Source organism: Streptomyces sp. UC4497 (assembly GCF_054871485.1).
In genome coordinates, this window is sequence record NZ_JBTYHB010000015.1 from 16,142 (window position 1) to 36,203 (window position 20,062).

The window sequence follows — 20,062 nt, forward strand, 5'->3', positions numbered from 1 at the left end:
CCGTCTAGGGTGGGCGTCTCAATCTTTGGACAGCGAACAGTCAGGAGGCCGGCAGTGAGCACCAGTGAGCTGCGTCGTCTGCGGAACTACATCGACGGTGAGTTCAAGGACGCCGCCGACGGACGGACCACCGAGGTGGTCAACCCCGCCACGGGCGAGGCGTACGCGACCGCGCCGCTGTCCGGGCAGGCCGACGTCGACGCCGCGATGGCCGCCGCCGAGGCCGCGTTCCCGGCCTGGCGCGACCTGGTCCCGGGTGAGCGCCAGAAGTACCTCCTGAAGATCGCGGACGCGTTCGAGGAGCGCGCCGAGGAACTCATCGCCGTCGAGTCGGAGAACTGTGGGAAGCCGCTCGGGCTCACCCGCAGCGAAGAGATCCCGATGATGCTCGACCAGATCCGCTTCTTCGCGGGCGCCGCGCGCATGCTCGAGGGCCGCTCCGGCGGCGAGTACATGGAGGGCCTGACCTCCTTCGTGCGCCGCGAGCCGATCGGCGTCTGCGCGCAGGTCGCGCCGTGGAACTACCCGATGATGATGGGCGTGTGGAAGTTCGCCCCGGCGCTCGCCGCGGGCAACACGGTCGTCCTCAAGCCGTCCGACACCACCCCGGCCTCCACGGTCCTGATGGCCGAGATCATCGGCTCGATCGTGCCCAAGGGCGTCTTCAACGTGGTGTGCGGCGACCGTGACACCGGCCGCCAGATGGTCGAGCACAAGACCCCGGCGATGGCCTCCATCACCGGCTCCGTGCGCGCCGGCATGCAGGTCGCCGAGTCCGCCGCCAAGGACCTCAAGCGGGTCCACTTGGAGCTGGGCGGCAAGGCCCCGGTCGTCGTCTTCGACGACGCCGACCTCCAGAAGGCCGCCGAGGGCATCGCCGAGGCCGGTTACTTCAACGCCGGCCAGGACTGTACGGCCGCCACCCGCGTGCTCGTCCACGAGTCGGTGCACGACGAGTTCGTCACCGCGCTCGCCAAGATCGCCGCCGAGACGAAGACCGGCGCGGCCGACGACGAGGACGTCCTGTACGGCCCGCTGAACAACGCCAACCAGCTGAAGCAGGTAACCGGCTTCATCGAGCGGCTCCCGGCGCACGCCAAGGTCGAGGCCGGCGGCCACCAGGTCGGCGAGAAGGGCTACTTCTACGCCCCGACCGTCGTCTCGGGCCTCAAGCAGGACGACGAGATCATCCAGAACGAGGTCTTCGGCCCGGTCATCACCGTCCAGTCCTTCACGGACGAGGAGCAGGCGGTGTCCTACGCCAACGGCGTCGAGTACGCGCTGGCCTCCTCGGTCTGGACGAAGGACCACGGCCGCGCGATGCGGATGTCCAAGGTCCTCGACTTCGGCTGCGTGTGGATCAACACCCACATCCCGCTCGTCGCCGAGATGCCGCACGGCGGCTTCAAGAAGTCGGGCTACGGCAAGGACCTGTCGGCGTACGGCTTCGACGACTACACGCGGATCAAGCACGTGATGACGTCGCTGGACGCATGAGTCTCACCTATACGGAGATCGGCGCGACCCTGGCGGACGGTGAACTGCCGCCGGGGTACGCCCACTTGGACCGCCGTGTCCGGATCGGCTCGGGGCAGGAGTGCTTCGAGCGGGCCGGCGCGGCGGTCCTCGCGTGGCGCGCGCAGCGCGGGGCCGGGCTCCGGGTGACACCGGACGGTGAGGTCCGGGAGGGCGCGGACGTGGTGCTGCGGGCGCCGTCCCTGCGGATTCCCTGCCGGGTGGTACGCGTCGTGCGCTCCCCGGAACGGATCGGATTCGCCTACGGGACGCTGCCGGGGCATCCGGAGTGCGGCGAGGAGGCGTTCCTCGTCGAGCGGGCGGCGGACGGGGCCGTGTGGTTCCGGATCCGGGCGTTCTCGCGGCCGGGGCGGTGGTATGCGCGGCTCGGCGGGCCGGTGGCGAGGGGCGTGCAGAAGTGGGTGACCGGGCGGTATCTGCGGGCCGTCGCGGACGCCGTCGCACGGCCGTAGATCGACAAGGTGTCGGCCCCGGACCCCGGCGCTCGACGCAGCGTCCATTGTGGGGTCAAGTCCCCGGGCGGGAGGCTGAGTTCGTGCGAGCGAACCCGATAACCCACCAGGTCAACCGTCGTTCCCTGCTGCGCGCCCTGGGCGGTGGTGCCGCGGCCGCGGCGGTCGGCGGCCTCGCCACCGGCTGCGGGGTGCCCGCCGCGTACGTCGCGCCGGGGGAGCGGGCGGGTCACGATCTGTCCGCCGACGAGAAGCGGCTCACCTGGGCCAACTGGCCGCTCTACATCGACGTCGACGACGACAACCCGTCCAAGCGGCCCACCCTCGACGCGTTCGAGAAGCGGACCGGGATCCAGGTCAAGTACACCGAAGAGATCAACGACAACGACGAGTTCTTCGGCAAGATCAGCCCGTCGCTGATGAACCACCAGAAGACCGACCGCGACCTCATCGTCATCTCCGACTGGATGTGCTCGCGCTTCGTGCGCCTCGGCTGGGTCCAGGAGATGGACCGGGCCCGGCAGCCCCACGTCACCAAGTACCTCGACCCGCTGCTGCGTTCGCCCGCCTTCGACCCGGGCCGCAAGTACACCGTGCCGTGGCAGTCCGGCATCACCGGCATCGCGTACGACAGGCGCAGGCTGGGCCGCGAGATCAAGCACGTCTCGGACCTGTGGGCTGACGACCTGAAGGGGCGCGTCACCCTCCTCTCCGGCCTCGACGAGTCCTTCGCCCTCCTCATGCAGGGCAACGGCGTCGACATCACCAAGTGGACCGGCGCCGACTTCGACAAGGTCTGCGACCAGGTCGAGAAGCTGGTGAAGGCGAAGCACATCCGCCGTTTCACCGGCAACGACTACATCAAGGACCTCTCCAGCGGCGACGTCCTCGCCTGTCAGGCGTACAGCGGCGACATCATCCAGCTCCAGGCCGACAACCCGGACATCGAGTTCGTGGTCCCCGAGGAGGGCGCCGAGCTCTGGGCCGAGTCCCTGATGATCCCCAACCTCGCCGACCACAAGGCCAACGCCGAGCGCCTGATCGACTACTACTACCAACCGGAGGTCGCGGCGGAGCTGGCCGCGTGGGTCAACTACGTCTGCCCGGTCCCGGCGGCCCGCGACGTGCTCGCCTCCTCCAAGGACAAGGAGACCGCCGAACTCGCCGAGGACCCGCTGATCTTCCCCGACGACCGGATGCGCTCACGGCTCGCGATCGCCCGTGACATCAGGCCGGCGGAGCGGACCGAGTTCTCGAAGCGGTGGAACAGGATCGCGGGGCTGTGATCGGGGCGGGTGGCTGAACCGGGGCGAGGGCCGATACGTGTGCTGTTGTGGAGAACCCGTGAACACGTTTTCGCCCACCGCCCGCCACCGACGGAGGCACACCATGGTCGACTCCGCTCACGCCCTGTCCCGCCGCACCGTTCTGACCGCCACCGCGGCGACCGCCCTCGCCACCGCCGTGCAGGCAGGCAGCGCGGAGGCCGTGGCCCGGCCCACCGAGTTCCCGCTGCCGAACGGCTTCCAGCCCGAGGGGATCGCCATCGGCCGCGCCCCGTACGCGTACATGGGGTCACGCGTCGACGGCCGGGTCTTCCGCGTCGACCTGCGCACCGGGCGCGGCGGGGTGCTGTGGCCGGGGGCGGCGGGGCTCGTGTCGCTCGGCATGAAGGTCGACAAGGGCGGTCTGCTGTACGTCGCCGGGGGCGGGGGAGGCGGCGCCCGCGTGATCGACACCGGCACCGGCGAGCTGGTCGCCACCCATCAATTCACCGCTGCCACCGGCCACTTCATCAACGATGTCGTACTGACCCGCGACGGCGCGTGGTTCACGGACTCGCGTGACAGCTACCTGTACGCGCTGAAGGGCGGCACGGTGCGGCGGCTCCCGCTGCGCGGCGACTGGGAACTGGTCCCCGACGTCAACAACGCCAACGGACTCGTCACCACGGGCGACGGCCGCGACCTGATCGTCGTCAGCTCGACCCAGGGCCGCCTCTATCGGGTGGACACGAAGTCGGGCCACGCCACACGCATCGAACTCGTCGGCCTGCCGGACGTCGTGAACGGCGACGGCCTGGTACGCGTCGGGTCCCTCCTGTACGTCGTCCAGAACCGCCTCAACCGCATCGCGGTGCTGCGCCTCGACGCCCGCGAGACGACGGCCACCCTGACCCGCTTCCTCGCGGACCCCCGCTTCGACGTCCCCTCCACGGCGGCCCGCTACGGCGACCGCCTGTACCTGGTCAACGCCCGCTTCACGACTCCGCCCACGCCGGAGACGACGTACAACGGGGTTGCTGTGAAGCTGAGTTGAGGCCGCCATAGGGTGTGGCCATGAAGGATGATGCTTCGGTCGGAGCGGCCGTGACCCTCGGCCTCTTCGCCGCGTGGGCGCTGCACGACACCGAAGAGGTGCTCACCGCTCCGCGCTGGATCCGGGAGAACGTGCCGCGGCTGCGTGAGCGGTGGCCGGGGGTGCCCGAGCGGGTGTGGCGGGGCATGGAAGGCGTCGACGAGCGGGAGTTCACGGCCGCCGTCGGTGTGATGGCCGGGATCGTCGGCGCGGGGGCCGTCGCCGGCTGGGCGAGTGGGGGCCGGAGTGCCACGTATCAGGCCATGTTGAACGGGTTCGGGGCGCACGGGCTGCTGCACATCGGGCAGGCCGTCGCGGTGCGCGGTTACACCCCGGGCGTCGCGACCTCGCCGGTGCTCGTCGTGCCGTTCGCCCTGTGGGCGCGGGCGCGGCTGAAGAGGGCCGGGGTGCTGCGGCCGGGCCGGGCCCGTGACGTCGTCGCCGGGGTCGCCTGGGCGGCCGCGGCGACGGCCGTCTCGCACGCGGTGGCGCACCGGGTCGTCAGGCCGCGTTCCTGACCGCCGCCATGACGATGCGCTGGGCGACGGGGTTCATCTCCTCGCCCTTCGCGTCTGTGGCGTTGACCGAGTAGACGACCGTCCGGGACAGGTCGCGGGTGGCGGCGATCGCGGCGCTGTAGCCGTACCGCGAACCGGTCTTGGCCCAGTACACGCGGCCGTCGATCTCGATCCGCTGGAGGCCTGCGCTCATCGTGGCGCCGTCGATGCCGGCCGGCACCGTGAACATCTCCTCGAGCTGCGGTGCGGGCACGATACGGCCCCGGAAGAGGGCGGTGAGCAGCCGCTCCAGGTCCGCGGTCGTGGAGATCATGTCGCCCGCCGCCGACCGGTCGGCCTGCACCCACTCCGTCACGTCGACGAACTCCCCGTCCACCAGCTGGTATCCGCGGTTGTGCGGGCCGTGGACGCGTGGGTCGGTGCCGGGGAAGTACGTGTGCCGCATGCCTGCCGGGTGGAGTACGAGGCGGGTCGCTGCTTCTGCGTAGGAGTCGCCGGTGACCTTTTCCACGAGCAGGCCGAGCACGGTGTAGTTGATGTTGAGGTACTGCTGGCGCGTGCCCGGCGCGAAGGCGGGGTCCTTGGTGAGGGCCGACTTCGCGACCTGCGTGGGGGCGTGAGGATGTCGAAGCGGTGCGTGTACTGGTCCGCGAACGAGTTGCCCCAGCCGTCACCGGGCTGTATCCCGCTGGTGTGGTTCAGCAACTGCCTGACAGAGATGGGGTGTTCGAAGTTCGTGCCGCGGAAAAGGGCGGGGAGGTAGCGCTGCACCGGTGCGTCCAGGTCCAGCTTGCCCTGGGCGGCGAGGCGCAGCACCGTCGCCGCTGTGACCACCTTCGTGGTGGAGCCCGCCCGGAACCGCGCGTGCTCCAGGGCCTTCGTGCCCTTGCGCAGGTCCCGTACGCCCGCGGTCCCGTGCCAGGAACCGCCGGTGCCGCCGACCCGGACGAGGGCCGCGGTGGCGTCGGTGTTCGGCAGGCCCGCGAGCGACTCGGCCAGCGCCTTCGCGTCGGGGGCGCCAGGGGCCTGCGCCACCACGGCCTGCGCCGGGACGGCCGCGGCGAGCGGCGCGGCGACGGCGCCGAGCGTGAGGGCGGTGGACAGGGCGAGGGCGAGTCGACGCTTCAAGGGGGCCTCCTGGTAAGGGAGTTGGCCCGGTCGGGCCGACACGGACCATCCTCGGGTCCGGTCGGCCGCGGCAGCTCGTCGTACGGGATGATGTCGACCCTGGCCTGCGGCCCGGTCGTCCCCTAGGGGAGCGGCTACTCGTAGGCGCGCAGCGACGTCAGGACGTCGACCCGGTTCGTCGTGATCGAGTCCACGCCGATGTCGAGCAGCCGGCGCATCGAGCGCTTGGTGTCCGGGGTCCACGCCGACAGCAGGTAACCCTCGTGGTGGACGCGGGCCGCGAGGTCGCGGGTCACCAGCGGGAAGCGGTAGTTGAGCCAGCGGGGCGTGAGGGCCGCGAGGAGTGCGGGGCGGGGCGGGGCCAGCGAGGTCCAGGTCAGCGCGATCTCGGCGGCCGGGGCAGCGGCGCGCACCTTGAGCATCGTCTGGGCGCCCGCGCAGTAGTAGACCCGGTCCTCCGCGTCGCAGTCGCGGACGGCGCCGACGATCGTACGTACCGAGCGCGCGTCCGCGCCCGGCAGGTCGATCATGACGCGGGCGTCCCGGCACACCTCCAGGGCGTCCGCCAGCGTGGGCACGCCGTCCTCCGTCAGCCCGCGCACCTCGTCGGAGGAGAGCGCGGACAGCGGGCGCTCGTGCCCCCACAGGCGCTCCAGCGTGGAGTCGTGGAGCAGGACCGGGACGGCGTCCCGCGTCAGTCGTACGTCGATCTCCACCGCGTCCGCTCCCCGTTCCAGCGCGGAGCGCAGGGAGGGGAGGGTGTTCTCGCGGACGCGGTAGGGGTCGCCTCGGTGGGCCACGGCAGTCACGGTGCGCATGGCCACCATTGTGGCCTTGAGCGGGAGTGGGTGGGCGCCACCCGGCGATCGGCCGCGGGGCTCTGCCCCGGACCCCGCGGGCTCTCGTCCGAACTGCGGGCTCTACTTGGGCCAGTTCTCCGTGTAGCTGTCGATCTCGGTGATGATGCGTGCCTTGCCGATCTCGTCGAGGAACGACTCCCGTACCGCGTTCTTCGCCAGCTCCGCGACGCCCCGCTCGTCGAGGTCGAGGAGGCGGGCCGCCACCGCGTACTCGGTGTTGAGGTCCGTCGAGAACATCGGCGGGTCGTCCGAGTTGATGGTGACCGTCACGCCCGCGTCCACGAACTGCTTGAGCGGGTGCTCGTCAAGGGTGCGGACCGCGCGCGTCGCGATGTTCGACGTCGGGCACACCTCCAGCGGGATGCCGTGCTCCGCGAGGTGCGCGAGGAGCTTCGGGTCCTGGGCCGACGACGTGCCGTGGCCGATGCGCTCGGCGCCCAGGTGGTTCAGCGCGTCCCACACCGTCTCGGGCCCGGTCGTCTCGCCCGCGTGCGGCACCGAGCGAAGCCCCGCAGCGCGCGCCCGGTCGAAGTACGGCTTGAACTGCGGTCGCGGCACGCCCACTTCGGGCCCGCCGAGCCCGAACGACACCAGGCCCTCCGGCCGCAGCGCGTCGTCCGTGGCGAGCCGCGCCGTCTCCTCGGCCGACTCAAGCCCCGCCTCGCCGGGGATGTCGAAGCACCAGCGCAGCACCGTGCCGAACTCGGCCTCCGCCGACTTGCGCGCGTCCTCGATCGCCTCCATGAAGCCGCGGGCGTCGATGCCGCGGCGCGTGGAGGAGAAGGGGGTGAGGGTGAGCTCCGCGTACCGCACGTTCTGCCGGGCCATGTCGCGGGCGATCTCGTACGTGAGGAGGCGGACGTCCTCCGGCGTGCGGATCAGGTCGACCACCGACAGGTACACCTGGATGAAGTGCGCGAAGTCCGTGAACGTGAAGAACTCGGCCAGCGCCTCGACGTCGGCCGGAACCTTCGAGTCGGGGTGCCGGGCGGCCAGCTCCGAGACGATCCTGGGGGAGGCGGAGCCCACGTGGTGGACGTGCAGTTCCGCCTTCGGCAGTCCGGTGATGAAGGCTTGCAGGCTCTGGCTCTGGCTGTCACTCGGGCTCTGGCTCACGGTTTCCTCCCCAGGAACTTGGGTGATCGGCTGATCGGGGTCCTCGTCATCGTATGCGGGGAGATCCGCGGCACGACGCGGGTCCCTAGCATGGGCGCATGAGCGAGTACGACCCGTGGCGCACGCCGCCGGCACCCTCCTCGTACGGGTACGCCAACCCGTACGCGGCGCCGGACGAGCCCGTGCCGCCACCGCCCGTCGGGCCCGAGGGCCCGACGCCGTTCCCGTACCAGGCGTACTGGTACGCGTACGGCCACGATCCTCCGGGGTCCGTGCCGCCCCGCAACGGGCCCGGTCTCGCGGCCCTGGTGCTCGGCGTCGTCACCGCGGTCGGCTTCGTGGTGTGGCCGGTCGCGATCGTGACGGGCGTGCTGGCGGTGATCTTCGGCGTGGTCGGCAGACGGCGGGCCGGGCGCGGGGCCGCGACCAACGGCGGGCAGGCGCTGGGCGGGCTCATCTGCGGCGTCGGCGGGCTGCTGTCGACGGTCGGGGTCGCGATCGCCGTCCTGGCCTGAGCCCCGGGGCCGGCCCCGGGATCAGCGCAGCCGCTCTCTCGCCGCCATCAGCGCGAACCCCAGCAGATTCAGCCCCCGCCACGCCTCCGGATCCGCCGCCCCGGCGTCGTCCGCCGCCATCCCGATGCCCCACACCCGGTCCATCGGACTCGCCTCCACCAGCACCCGCTCGCCCGTCCCCACCAGGAACTCCCGCAGCTCCGGATCCGCCGCGAACTTGTGGACGCTCCCCTCGACGACCACGCCGAAGCGCTCCCGCTCCCACACCTCGCCGTCGAAGCCGCGCACCAGGCGCCCCGCCTTCTTGGCCTCCGCCGGATGCCCGGCGGCGACCGCGCGGCGCTCCGCCTCCGCGTCCCCGAACAGGCGCGCCTTCTCCGCCATCATCCAGTGCTCCGCCGTCGCGTACTCCACGCCCGCCACCGTGAACGGCGAGGGCCACCACTGGCTGAGGCAACTCGCCCCGATCGAACCGTCCTTACGCGGTGTGTGCCCCCAGAAGTGCAGGTACTTCACGCTTGTCCCCGCCGCCAGAGCCTTGACCAGCGATTCCCTGCTGTCGATCTCCATACACGCGAGTCTGGCACGCACCACTGACATTCCGTCCTGCGTTTTACAGGTGGACTCGACACCCGGTCGACAGATTCCGTCGCGTAACCAAAAGGCAACAACGGAATCACTTGTTGGGGCTGTGGTCCTCTGTCAGGATCGTCACTCACATCGAGCTGGAGCTACGGCTGGAGCTACGTCGGCGCCCTCGGGACGAGGGCCGACGCAGGAGAAGCGAGAGCGAGCACTCATGCACCACCCCACCTCGGATCACCCCGCCTCGGCCAAGAACGTGGCCGCACTGGCGCAGGAACTCTTCGCGGACGGCGCGAACTTCGTCGCGGGCCGCCTCGTCAAGGGCACGTCCGGCCGCACCCACGCCGTCGTCGACCCGGCCACGGGCCAGGAGGTCTACACGTACGAACTGGCGGGCACCGCCGACGTGGACGCCGCCGTCGCCGCGGCCCGTGCGGCCTTCCCCGGCTGGGCGGGCGCCACGCCCGGCGAGCGGTCCGACGCCATGCACCGGTTCGCCGGGGTCCTCGACGAGAAGGCGGAGGAGTTCGCGCGCCTCGAATCGTTGCAGTGCGGCAAGCCGCTCAAGCTGAGCCGCGAGTTCGACGTGCCCGGATCGATCGACAACACCGCCTTCTTCGCCGGCGCCGCCCGGCACCTCCAGGGCCAGTCCGCGGGCGAGTACAGCGCCGACCACACCTCGTACGTACGCCGCGAGCCCATCGGTGTCGTCGGCTCCATCGCGCCGTGGAACTACCCGCTGCAGATGGCCGCCTGGAAGGTGCTTCCGGCCATCGCGGCGGGCAACACGATCGTCCTCAAGCCCGCCGAGCTCACCCCGTTCACCTCGCTCCTCTTCGCGCAGGCCGCCACCGAGGCGGGCCTCCCGGACGGCGTCGTCAACGTCATCAGCGGCGCGGGCCGCGACGCGGGCGAGCACCTCGTCGGCCACCCGGACGTCGCCATGACCTCCTTCACCGGCTCCACGGGCGTCGGCAAGCGGGTCGCCGAGATCGCCACGGCCACCGTGAAGCGGATCCACCTGGAACTGGGCGGCAAGGCGCCGTTCGTCGTGTTCGACGACGCCGACCTCGAGGCCGCCGTGCACGGAGCGGTCGCCGGCGCGCTCATCAACACCGGCCAGGACTGCACCGCCGCCACGCGCGCGTACGTGCAGCGTCCGCTCTACGAAGCCTTCGTGGAGCAGACGGCGGCCCTGATGGAGACCGTCAGGCTCGGCGACCCGTTCGCCGACGGCACCGACCTCGGGCCGCTCATCTCGCACGCCCAGCGGGACCGCGTCGCCGCCATCGTCGACCGGGCGCGCGGCTACGCGCGCGTGGTGACCGGTGGCGAGGCCCCCGGCGGCGAGCTCGCGGCCGGCGCGTACTACCGGCCCACCCTCATCGCCGACGCCGCGCAGGACAGTGAGGCCGTGCAGTCCGAGATCTTCGGCCCCGTGCTTGTCGTGCTGCCCTTCGACAGCGACGACGAGGGCATCCGGCTCGCCAACGACACCCCGTACGGGCTCGCCGCCTCCGCCTGGTCCACCAATGTGTTCCGCGCGAACCGTGCCACCCGCGAGATCAAGGCGGGCTGTGTGTGGGTCAACGACCACATCCCGATCCTCAGCGAGATGCCGCACGGCGGCTACAAGGCGTCCGGCTACGGCAAGGACATGTCCACCTACTCCTTCGACGAGTACACGCAGATCAAGCACGTCATGTTCGACAACACCGCGGCGGTGCGCAAGGACTGGCACCGCACGGTCTTCGGGGACCGATAGCAGCTCAGGCCGACCGACCACCGGCCGCCACTCCTCCCGAAAGGGCAACCACGCGCATGGAGCAGTACGAGCCCGACCGTTTGTCCCCGGCCCAACTGGCCGCCATGCACCGCAGCTTCAGGAACGGCAGGGCCGCGATGTCCCGCCGCTCCCTGATGCGCGCCTCGGCAGGCGGCGCGCTCGCTGTCGGTGGGTTCGGCGCCCTCACCGGCTGCGGCATCCCCGCGGCGAGCAAGTCCTCGGGCGGCATCTCGTCCGAGGACCACTCGGCCAAGGAGAAGACCATCAACTTCTCCAACTGGACCGAGTACATCGACATGAGCGACGACGAGAAGCACCGCCCGTCGCTCGAGGCGTTCACCAAACGCACCGGGATCAAGGTCAAGTACACCGAGGACATCAACGACAACGTCGAGTTCTTCGGGAAGATCAAGCCGCAGCTCGCGGCAGGCCAGGACACCGGGCGCGACATCATCGTCCTCACCGACTGGCTCGCCGCACGCCTCATCCGCTACGGCTGGGTGCAGAAGCTCGACCCGGCCAACCTGCCGCACGCGTACACCAACCTGGCCACCCAGTTCCGCAACCCCGACTGGGACCCGGGCCGCGCGTACTCCTACCCCTGGCAGGGCATCGCGACGGTCATCGCGTACAACACCAAGGCCACCGGCGGGAAAGAGATCACCTCGGTCTCCCAGCTCCTCGACGACCCGAAGCTCAAGGGCAAGGTCGGCCTGCTCTCCGAGATGCGCGACACGATCGGCATGACGCTGATCGACATGGGCAAGGACCCGCGCACCTTCAAGGCCGACGACTTCGACGCGGCGATCGCGCGCGTGCAGAAGGCCGTCGACAACAAGCAGGTGCGCCGCTTCACCGGCAACGACTACATCTCCGACCTCAGCAAGGGCGACCTCGCGGCCTGCCTCGCCTGGGCAGGGGACGTCGTCCAGCTCCAGGCGGACAACCCGCACGTCAAGTTCGCGATCCCGGACGCCGGTTACATCTCGTCGACCGACAACATGCTGGTCCCGAACAAGGCACGTCACAAGACGAACGCCGAGAAGCTCATGGACTACTACTACGAGCCGGCGGTCGGCGCGGAGCTGGCGGCGTGGATCAACTACGTCTCGCCGCTGGAGACCGGCATCGTCAAGCCTGAGCTCGCCAAGATCGACAAGGATGTCGCGAACGACCCGCTGATCGTCCCCGACAAGGAGATGTCGGCGAAGGCGCACAACTTCCGCTCCCTGACGGCCAAGGAAGACACGGCGTTCGAGCAGAAGTTCGCCCAGCTCACCGGCGGCTGAGCCGATCCCGCTCGCCCAGCAACCCTGCCCTCACCGACTCCTTGGACTCACCATGACGACCCTTACGACGTCGGAGACCGGCGGAGACGTCCGTCTCTCCGGGATCAGCAAGACGTACGACAACGGCTTCACCGCCGTCCGGCCGCTCGACCTCACCGTGCCCCAGGGCTCGTTCTTCGCGCTGCTCGGCGCCTCCGGCTGCGGGAAGACCACGACGCTCCGCATGATCGCGGGCCTCGAGGACCCGACCACCGGCACCGTGCACCTCGGCGACCAGGACGTGACGTCCCTGCCCCCGTACAAGCGCCCGGTGAACACCGTCTTCCAGTCGTACGCGCTCTTCCCGCACCTCGACATCTACGAGAACGTCGCCTTCGGCCTGCGCCGGCGCGGCATCAAGTCCGTGAAGAAGCAGGTCGAGGAGATGCTCGACCTGGTGCAGCTCGGCGAGCACATTCGTAAGAAGCCGCAGCAGCTCTCCGGCGGCCAGCAGCAGCGCGTCGCCGTGGCCCGCGCGCTCATCAACCACCCCAAGGTGCTGCTGCTCGACGAGCCGCTCGGCGCCCTCGACCTCAAGCTGCGCCGCCAGATGCAGCTGGAGCTCAAGCGCATCCAGACCGAGGTCGGCATCACGTTCGTGCACGTCACGCACGACCAGGAGGAGGCCATGACGATGGCCGACACCGTGGCCGTGATGAACGCGGGCACCGTCGAACAACTCGGCGCCCCCACCGACCTGTACGAGAACCCCGGCTCGACGTTCGTCGCGAACTTCCTCGGCACCTCGAACTTCATCGAGGCCGAGATCGCGGGCCGCGCCGGCGACGACCTCACCCTCAAGGCGGGCGGCGGCAAGCTCGTCCTGCCCAGCGCGCGCAACTCGTCGAGCACCACCGCGACCGGCGACAAGCTGCTCCTCGGCGTGCGGCCCGAGAAGATCACGCTCACGCACGCCGACGACGCGGGCGAGATCCCCGACGGCCGCAACCGCATCACGGGGAAGATCGCCGACTCCAGCTTCATCGGCGTCTCCACGCAGTACGTCATCGACAGTCCGCTGTGCGACTCCTTCGAGGTCTACGCGCAGAACATCGAGCGCGACAGCCGCCTCGCCCCCGGCGCGGAGGTCGTCCTGCACTGGAACCCCGCGCACACCTTCGGCCTCGACGCCGCGCAGGATGTCGAGGCGGGCGCGGCCAAGGTCTCGGAGGACGCCGGCGCATGAGCACGACACTCTCCGACGCGCCCCCGGCGGCGCCCACGCCGACGGAAGAACCGCGAAAGCCCCGCAAGCGCGGCCGCCTCGTCCCGTACTGGCTGCTGCTGCCCGGCATCCTGTGGCTGGTCGTCTTCTTCGCGCTGCCGATGGTCTACCAGGCCTCGACCTCCGTGCAGCAAGGGTCACTCGAGGACGGCTTCAAGGTCACCTGGCACTTCGCGACGTACTGGGACGCGCTGTCCGAGTACTGGCCGCAGTTCCTGCGCTCCGTGCTGTACGCGGGTCTCGCCACGATCCTGTGTCTGCTGCTCGGCTACCCGCTCGCGTATCTCATCGCGTTCCGCGCGGGCCGCTGGCGCAACTTCATCATGATCCTGGTGATCGCCCCGTTCTTCACCAGCTTCCTGATCCGTACGCTCGCGTGGAAGACGATCCTCGCGGACGGCGGCCCGGTCGTGGGCGCGCTCAACTCGCTGCACGTCCTCGACGTCACGAGCTGGCTCGGCATGACCGACGGCAGCCGGGTCCTCGCCACACCGCTCGCGGTGGTGTGCGGACTCACGTACAACTTCCTGCCGTTCATGATCCTGCCGCTGTACACGTCTCTTGAGCGGATCGACGGCCGGCTGCACGAGGCGGCGGGTGACCTGTACGCGCACCCGTTCACCACCTTCCGCAAGGTGACGTTCCCGCTGTCGATGCCGGGCGTGGTCTCCGGGACGCTGCTGACCTTCATCCCGGCGACCGGCGACTACGTGAACGCGGACCTGCTCGGCTCCACCGACACCCGCATGATCGGAAACGTCATCCAGACGCAGTTCCTGCGGATTCTCGACTATCCGACGGCGGCGGCGCTCTCCTTCATTCTCATGGCGGCCATTCTCTTCATGGTCACCTTCTACATCCGGCGTTCCGGGACGGAGGACCTCGTCTGATGTCGATGCTGATGCGCTGGCTTCGAAAGAATCTCGTGGTGATGGCGGGCCTCGTTACGCTCGGCTATCTCCTGCTTCCGAACCTCGTCGTGACGGTCTTCTCCTTCAACAAACCGAAGGGCCGCTTCAATTACGAATGGCAGGCGTTCTCGACGGATGCCTGGAAGAACCCGTGCGGCGTCGCCGACATGTGCGGCTCGCTCTCGCTGAGCCTCCAGATCGCCTTCTGGGCCACGATCGGCGCGACGGCCCTCGGCACGATGATCGCCTTCGCGCTCGTCCGCTACCGGTTCAGGGCGCGCGGCGCGATCAACTCGCTGATCTTCCTGCCGATGGCGATGCCGGAGGTCGTGATGGCGGCCTCGCTGCTCACGCTCTTCCTCAACATGGGCGCCCAGCTGGGCTTCTGGACGATTCTCATCGCCCACATCATGTTCTGCCTCAGCTTCGTGGTGACGGCGGTGAAGGCGCGCGTGATGTCGATGGACCCGCGCCTGGAACAGGCGGCGCAGGACCTGTACGCGGGTCCGGTGCAGACGTTCCTGCGGGTGACGCTGCCGATCGCGGCGCCCGGTATCGCGGCGGGCGCGCTGCTCGCCTTCGCGCTGTCCTTCGACGATTTCATCATCACCAATTTCAACGCGGGCTCGACCGTCACGTTCCCCATGTTCGTCTGGGGTTCGGCGCAGCGCGGAACGCCCGTTCAGATCAATGTCATCGGTACGGCCATGTTCCTGGTCGCCGTACTGTGTGTGCTGGCTGCAATGACCATCGGTAAGCGCAAGAACAAAACTGCTTGATCTACTCGCATTTCTGAGCATTTCTGAGGGAGTTGGAATCATGGCCGCACGCGCCATGAATCGCTGGACGAATTCACTCGCCGACGCCAAGCCGGTCGCCTACTGGCTCGACGACCCCGGCAGGCCCGAGGCCCGCCCCGCCCTGACCGGCGACGAACACTGCGACCTCCTGGTCGTCGGCGGCGGCTACAGCGGACTGTGGACCGCGCTGCTCGCCAAGGAGCGTGATCCCGGGCGTGATGTGGTCCTCGTCGAGGGCCGCGAGATCGGCTGGGCCGCCTCCGGGCGCAACGGTGGATTCTGCGCCGCCTCCCTCACGCACGGCACGGCCAACGGGCTCGCCCGCTGGCCGAAGGAGATCAAGAAGCTGGAGGAGCTGGGCGCCGCCAACCTCGACGCCATCGAGGCGGCGGTGGCCCGCTACTCCATCGACTGCGACTTCGAGCGCACCGGCGAACTGGACGTGGCGACGCAGCCCCACCAGGTCGCCGAACTGCGCGAGTTCCACGCGGAGTTGGCCGACGCCGGTCTCGCCGACGGCATCGAGCTCCTCGACGCGGAAGAGACCCGCGAACAGGTCGCGTCGCCCACGTTCCTCGGCTCCCTGCACGACCGGCACGGCGTCGCCATGCTGCACCCGGCGAAGCTCGCGTGGGGCCTGAAGCGGGCCTGCCTCGACCTCGGCGTCCGCGTGTACGAGAACACGCCGGCCACGGAGCTGGCCTCGAACGGCGCGGGCGTCGCGGTCCGCACCCCGTACGGCCGGGTCTTCGCCCGGCACACCGCGCTCGCCACGAACGTCTTCCCGTCCCTGGTGAAGCGCACGCGCGCGTACACGGTCCCGGTGTACGACTACGCGCTGATGACGGAGCCGCTGAGCGCGGACCAGTTGGCGGCGGTCGGTTGGAAGAACCGCCAGGGCCTCGGCGACTCGGCCAACCAGTTCCACTACTTCCGGCTCTCGGCCGACAACCGCATTCTCTGGGGCGGCTACGACGCGATCTACCCGTACGGCGGCCGGGTGCGGGCCGAGCACGACCACCGCCCGGAGACGTACGCGAAGCTGGCGGGCCACTTCTTCACGTGCTTCCCGCAGTTGGAGGGCCTGCGCTTCACGCACGCCTGGGGCGGCGCCATCGACACCTGCTCCCGCTTCTCCGCGTTCTTCGGCACGGCGCACGCGGGGCGGGTGGCGTACGCCGCCGGGTACACGGGCCTCGGCGTGGGCGCGACGCGGTTCGGCGCGGACGTGATGCTGGACCTGCTCTCGGGCGAGCGCACGGACCGTACGGAGCTGGAGATGGTGCGCAAGAAGCCGCTCCCGTTCCCGCCCGAGCCGTTCGCGGCCACGGGCATCGCGCTCACCAAGTGGTCCCTCGCCCGCGCCGACGAGAACGGCGGCCGCCGCAATCTGTGGCTGAAGGCGATGGACACGGTGGGCCTGGGCTTCGACAGCTGAGCGCTACGCCGACGTCGGCGTGCCCTGATGGAAGTACATCCGCCACCCGGACTCCGGGTGGCGGCGCCACAGGGAGCTGCGGTTCACCCGGCGCTCGCCGTCGTCCGTTCTGAACGTGAGGTGCACGACGCCGGGGGCGAGCAGCGTCCCCGCCATCTCCGTGACCCGGACCGGCGGGCCGGGAGCCGCGGGCGCGGTCCCGGTCGCCTCCAGGATCGACTCCCGCCCCCAGTGCCGTCCGGACGCGCCGAACTCGAAGAACTCCGGGTCGAGCAGCGCCAGTACGAGCTCGTCGTGCGCGCGTACGTCCGGGTCCTGCAGTCGCAGCTCCCCGTCGATCGCCGCCTGTACCTGCGTTTTCTCGTCCTCTTCCATGGCCCGAGGGTACGGGTGCGCCCGTCTTGATCACCCGGCGTACGCCCTGGTCGCACGCGGCTCCGGAAATTCACTACTTCCAGGTAACCGAAGTCGCGTAATGCTCGGGCCACTTCTCCCTCTCGTTCGTGACGATCAGCGTCGATGTGAACGAGGAGGCCTCTTCATGACTGGCTCGGGCGACAAGGCCGCCGTCGAGTGGCTGGTGTCCGTGGCACCGGATCCGGACGCCTGCCGCTGGGAGTGGGAACGCAATCCGCACGGGGTGGCGCTGCTGCCCGCGGGCGAGCGGTGGGACGTGCTGATCCTGCCGGGGGAGCTGGGTTATCCGACGCTCGACGTGCTGCGCCGGGTGATCGACAGGCCGGGCCCCGTGCTCGGGGACTCCGGCGCCTCCCGCATGGGCTTCTTCGTGCCCGCGGGCACGGCCGCCCGCTGGCTCGGCACCGGGGTGCGCGCGGTGGGGCGCGGCAGCTGGATCGTGGCGCCCTACCCCGGCCGGCTCGCGGGCGGCGTGCGCTGGCTGGTGCCGCCGGACGGCTCGGGCACGCTCACGGACCCGGCGCTCCTGGAACTCGCGATGCACGAGGCGGCGGCCCAACTGGCAAGGGACACGGGGGAGTAGTGGGAGGGCCGCACGTGCCTGAGCCTTGACAACTCAATTGGTCTGGACCAAGTTGGGCGCGCTCCACCGTGCTCGTTTCCCCCGCCACGCCCGGAGGCAGCCATGACCCGCGCCAGATCCGACAGGCCCCACGTAACCCACAGATCCCGCAGATCCCACCGGCTCTTCACGAGCCTCACCGCCGCCGCGCTCGCCGCGACCGGCCTCACCGCCCTGTCCACCACCGCAAGCGCCGCCGATGTCGACCTCGCCCGCAACGGCGGATTCGAGTCCGGCATGGACGGCTGGACCTGCTCGTCCAACACGGGCAGGACCGTCAACTCACCCACCCACAGCGGTAGTTCGGCGCTCCAGGCCACACCGTCCGGCGCCGACAACGCCCGGTGCTCGCAGACCGTCACGGTCAAGCCCGACTCCACGTACACCCTGTCCGGATACGTCCGCGGCAGCTACGTCTACCTCGGTGCGAGCGGCACCGGCACCACGGACGTGTCGACCTGGACCCCGTCGGCCTCCGACTGGCAGCAGTTGAGGACCACCTTCCGCACAGGACCCGCCACCACCAAGGTCACGATCTACACGCACGGCTGGTACGGCAGCCCCGCCTACACCGCCGACGACCTCACCCTGCTCGGCCCCGGCACCGAGACCCCGGCGCCGCCCGCCGCGCCCACGGGCCTCAAGACCTCGGCCGTCACCGCGACGAGCGTCGGCCTGTCCTGGTCGGCGGTCCCCGGCGCCACGAGCTACGCGGTGTACCGCAACGGCACCAAGTCCCAGACGGTGGCTGGGACTTCCGCCACTGTCACCGGCCTCACGCCCGCCACCGCCCACAGCTTCCAGGTCGCCGCCGTGAACGACGCGGGCGAGTCCGCGAAGTCGGCCACCGTCACCGCGACCACGGCCGAGGGCCCCGGCGACTCCGGATCCGCGGACCTCCCGGCGCACGCCCTCGTCGGCTACCTCCACGCGAGCTTCGCCAACGGCGCCGGCTACACCCGCCTCGCCGACGTCCCCGACAGCTGGGACGTCATCGACCTCGCCTTCGGCGAACCCACCTCGACGACCTCCGGTGACATCCGCTTCGACCGCTGCCCGGCCGCGGAGTGTCCGGGAGTCGAGTCGGACGCCGACTTCAAGGCCGCGATCAAGGCCAAGCAGGCGGCGGGCAAGAAGGTCCTGATCTCCATCGGCGGGCAGAACGGCCAGGTGCAACTCACCACGGCAGCCGCCCGCGACACCTTCGTCACGTCCGTCTCGAAGATCATCGACGAGTACGGTCTCGACGGCCTCGACATCGACTTCGAGGGCCACTCCCTCTCCCTGAACGCCGACGACACCGACTTCAAGAACCCGAAGACCCCGGTGATCGTGAACCTGATCTCGGCGGTGAAGTCCCTGAAGGCCAAGTACGGCGAGGACTTCGTCCTGACCATGGCCCCGGAGACGTTCTTCGTCCAGCTCGGGTACCAGTACTACGGCACCGGCAAATGGGGCGGCCAGGACCCGCGCGCGGGAGCGTACCTCCCGGTCATCCACGCCCTGCGCGACGACCTGACGCTCCTCCACGTCCAGGACTACAACTCCGGCTCGATCATGGGCCTCGACAACCAGTACCACTCCATGGGCGGCGCCGACTTCCACATCGCGATGACCGACATGCTGCTCACCGGCTTCCCGGTCGCGGGCGACGCGGCCAACGTCTTCCCGCCGCTGCGCCCCGACCAGGTCGCGATCGGTATGCCGGCCTCCACCCAGGCGGGCAACGGCTATGTGTCCCCGACGGAGACGAACAAGGCCCTCGACTGCCTCACCAAGAAGACCAACTGCGGCTCGTACGCGACCCACGGGACCTGGCCGGCCCTGCGCGGCCTGATGACGTGGTCCATCAACTGGGACCGCTTCAACAACTGGGAGTTCCAGAAGAACTTCGACGGCTACTTCGGCTGATCGCGTACGCCGCCGCCCACAGCAGCACCACCGCCAGACACCAACTGCCGACCACATCGGCCGGCCAGTGATACCCCTGGCGTACGAGTCCCAGGCCTACGGCCGCGTTCACCAGAACGCAGCCGTAGGCCAGTGGGCGTGAACGGAGCAGCAGCACGCACAGTCCGTACGCGACCGCTGCCGTCGCCGTGTGGCCCGACGGGTAGAAGCCGGTCTCCGGTGCCATGGGCGGCGGCCCCGGGCGGGCGACGAGCGACTGGAGCGGGGCCACGAGGGCCGGGACCAGGGCCATCGTCACGACCGCGACGAGCGCCGTGAGCCAGGCGCGGGTGCGCCACGCGACGTACGCGAGGGTGACCGCGAGGACGGGGAGCGCGACGCTCATGTTGCCGAGGTCGGCGAAGAACTCGGCGGGTCCTGCGGGGATCGCGCTCGTGCGGATCGCGTCGCCGAGGCGCTCGTCGTACGCGAGGAGGGGGCCGTCGGAGGCGACCTGCCAGGTGAGTGCGGCGAAGAGGAGGGCCGCGAAGAGGGTGAGAAAAGTGGTCGGCCGGTT

Annotated in this window: 19 protein-coding genes and 1 pseudogene; 14 read left to right on the forward strand and 6 right to left on the reverse strand. The window is 70.0% G+C overall.

Translation table 11 applies throughout. The features are described from left to right. Positions 1 to 54: 54 nt before the first annotated feature. From ACYSUO_RS21815 to ACYSUO_RS21835, 5 genes are all read left to right on the forward strand, one after another. Positions 55 to 1,497 (forward strand): gamma-aminobutyraldehyde dehydrogenase, encoded by a 1,443-nt coding sequence (locus tag ACYSUO_RS21815; RefSeq protein ID WP_461777887.1) that lies wholly within the window; start codon positions 55 to 57, stop codon positions 1,495 to 1,497. Beyond that, positions 1,494 to 1,988: a DUF1990 family protein gene (locus ACYSUO_RS21820; protein WP_461777888.1), complete on the forward strand. Its 495-nt coding sequence runs from the start codon at positions 1,494 to 1,496 to the stop codon at positions 1,986 to 1,988. The genes ACYSUO_RS21815 and ACYSUO_RS21820 overlap by 4 nt, the downstream gene beginning before the upstream one ends. Before the next feature lie 83 nt (positions 1,989 to 2,071). Beyond that, the gene (locus ACYSUO_RS21825) at positions 2,072 to 3,274 is read left to right on the forward strand and encodes a polyamine ABC transporter substrate-binding protein (protein ID WP_461777889.1); all 1,203 of its coding nucleotides are present in this window, start codon (positions 2,072 to 2,074) and stop codon (positions 3,272 to 3,274) included. Between the two features lie 103 nt (positions 3,275 to 3,377). Beyond that, positions 3,378 to 4,307: an SMP-30/gluconolactonase/LRE family protein gene (locus ACYSUO_RS21830; protein ID WP_461777890.1), complete on the forward strand. Its 930-nt coding sequence runs from the start codon at positions 3,378 to 3,380 to the stop codon at positions 4,305 to 4,307. Positions 4,308 to 4,327: 20 nt separating this feature from the next. Continuing rightward, positions 4,328 to 4,864, forward strand: a complete 537-nt coding sequence (locus tag ACYSUO_RS21835) for an HXXEE domain-containing protein (RefSeq protein WP_461777891.1) — start codon at positions 4,328 to 4,330, stop codon at positions 4,862 to 4,864. Here ACYSUO_RS21835 and ACYSUO_RS21840 read toward each other — a convergent pair. The 3 genes and pseudogenes from ACYSUO_RS21840 to ACYSUO_RS21850 all read right to left on the reverse strand — a co-directional run bounded on the left by ACYSUO_RS21840 (position 4,848) and on the right by ACYSUO_RS21850 (position 7,968). Then, positions 4,848 to 5,992, reverse strand: a pseudogene (locus tag ACYSUO_RS21840) (serine hydrolase domain-containing protein). The gene ACYSUO_RS21835 and the pseudogene ACYSUO_RS21840 sit on opposite strands and share 17 nt — an antisense overlap. A 134-nt stretch (positions 5,993 to 6,126) precedes the next feature. Continuing rightward, positions 6,127 to 6,810, reverse strand: coding sequence for a glycerophosphodiester phosphodiesterase (locus ACYSUO_RS21845; RefSeq protein ID WP_461777892.1), 684 nt, complete (start codon positions 6,808 to 6,810; stop codon positions 6,127 to 6,129). Between the two features lie 102 nt (positions 6,811 to 6,912). Next, positions 6,913 to 7,968, reverse strand: coding sequence for an adenosine deaminase (locus ACYSUO_RS21850; RefSeq protein ID WP_461777893.1), 1,056 nt, complete (start codon positions 7,966 to 7,968; stop codon positions 6,913 to 6,915). 98 nt (positions 7,969 to 8,066) lie between these two features. Here ACYSUO_RS21850 and ACYSUO_RS21855 point away from each other — a divergent pair, with 98 nt between their 5' ends. Then, positions 8,067 to 8,483, forward strand: coding sequence for a DUF4190 domain-containing protein (locus tag ACYSUO_RS21855; RefSeq protein WP_461777894.1), 417 nt, complete (start codon positions 8,067 to 8,069; stop codon positions 8,481 to 8,483). Positions 8,484 to 8,504: 21 nt separating this feature from the next. Here ACYSUO_RS21855 and ACYSUO_RS21860 read toward each other — a convergent pair whose 3' ends face one another. Further along, positions 8,505 to 9,083: an NADAR family protein gene (locus ACYSUO_RS21860; RefSeq protein WP_461777895.1), complete on the reverse strand. Its 579-nt coding sequence runs from the start codon at positions 9,081 to 9,083 to the stop codon at positions 8,505 to 8,507. A gap of 199 nt (positions 9,084 to 9,282) precedes the next feature. Here ACYSUO_RS21860 and ACYSUO_RS21865 point away from each other — a divergent pair, with 199 nt between their 5' ends. The 6 genes from ACYSUO_RS21865 to ACYSUO_RS21890 are packed head-to-tail and all read left to right on the forward strand — an operon-like array spanning position 9,283 to position 16,556. Then, positions 9,283 to 10,833 carry a gamma-aminobutyraldehyde dehydrogenase gene (locus ACYSUO_RS21865; protein WP_461777896.1) on the forward strand — a complete coding sequence of 517 codons (1,551 nt, stop codon included), beginning with the start codon at positions 9,283 to 9,285 and terminating at the stop codon, positions 10,831 to 10,833. A 56-nt stretch (positions 10,834 to 10,889) separates the two neighbouring features. Then, entirely contained in the window at positions 10,890 to 12,143 is a 1,254-nt protein-coding gene (locus tag ACYSUO_RS21870; RefSeq protein WP_461777897.1) for a polyamine ABC transporter substrate-binding protein, read from the forward strand. Positions 12,144 to 12,195: 52 nt separating this feature from the next. After that, positions 12,196 to 13,368, forward strand: a complete 1,173-nt coding sequence (locus ACYSUO_RS21875) for an ABC transporter ATP-binding protein (protein WP_461777898.1) — start codon at positions 12,196 to 12,198, stop codon at positions 13,366 to 13,368. Beyond that, on the forward strand, positions 13,365 to 14,297 hold the full coding sequence (locus ACYSUO_RS21880) for an ABC transporter permease (protein ID WP_426900356.1): 933 nt from the start codon (positions 13,365 to 13,367) through the stop codon (positions 14,295 to 14,297). Before ACYSUO_RS21875 ends, ACYSUO_RS21880 begins: the two co-directional genes overlap by 4 nt. An 11-nt stretch (positions 14,298 to 14,308) precedes the next feature. Continuing rightward, a complete protein-coding gene (locus ACYSUO_RS21885) occupies positions 14,309 to 15,097 on the forward strand; it encodes an ABC transporter permease (protein WP_461778018.1) in 789 nt (262 codons plus the stop codon). 40 nt (positions 15,098 to 15,137) lie between these two features. Continuing rightward, complete coding sequence (locus ACYSUO_RS21890; protein WP_461777899.1) at positions 15,138 to 16,556, forward strand: NAD(P)/FAD-dependent oxidoreductase; 1,419 nt, start codon at positions 15,138 to 15,140, stop codon at positions 16,554 to 16,556. A gap of 3 nt (positions 16,557 to 16,559) precedes the next feature. Here ACYSUO_RS21890 and ACYSUO_RS21895 read toward each other — a convergent pair whose 3' ends face one another. After that, entirely contained in the window at positions 16,560 to 16,931 is a 372-nt protein-coding gene (locus tag ACYSUO_RS21895; RefSeq protein WP_461777900.1) for a nuclear transport factor 2 family protein, read from the reverse strand. A 166-nt stretch (positions 16,932 to 17,097) separates the two neighbouring features. On the opposite strand from ACYSUO_RS21895, the gene ACYSUO_RS21900 reads away from it, so the two are divergent. Beyond that, on the forward strand, positions 17,098 to 17,556 hold the full coding sequence (locus ACYSUO_RS21900) for a hypothetical protein (protein ID WP_461777901.1): 459 nt from the start codon (positions 17,098 to 17,100) through the stop codon (positions 17,554 to 17,556). A gap of 102 nt (positions 17,557 to 17,658) precedes the next feature. Further along, positions 17,659 to 19,506 carry a chitinase gene (locus ACYSUO_RS21905; RefSeq protein ID WP_461777902.1) on the forward strand — a complete coding sequence of 616 codons (1,848 nt, stop codon included), beginning with the start codon at positions 17,659 to 17,661 and terminating at the stop codon, positions 19,504 to 19,506. On the opposite strand, the gene ACYSUO_RS21910 is transcribed toward ACYSUO_RS21905, so the two are convergent. Next, positions 19,460 to 19,891 carry a phosphatase PAP2 family protein gene (locus ACYSUO_RS21910; protein WP_461777903.1) on the reverse strand — a complete coding sequence of 144 codons (432 nt, stop codon included), beginning with the start codon at positions 19,889 to 19,891 and terminating at the stop codon, positions 19,460 to 19,462. The two genes, ACYSUO_RS21905 and ACYSUO_RS21910, sit on opposite strands and share 47 nt — an antisense overlap. Between the last annotated feature and the right edge of the window lie 171 nt (positions 19,892 to 20,062).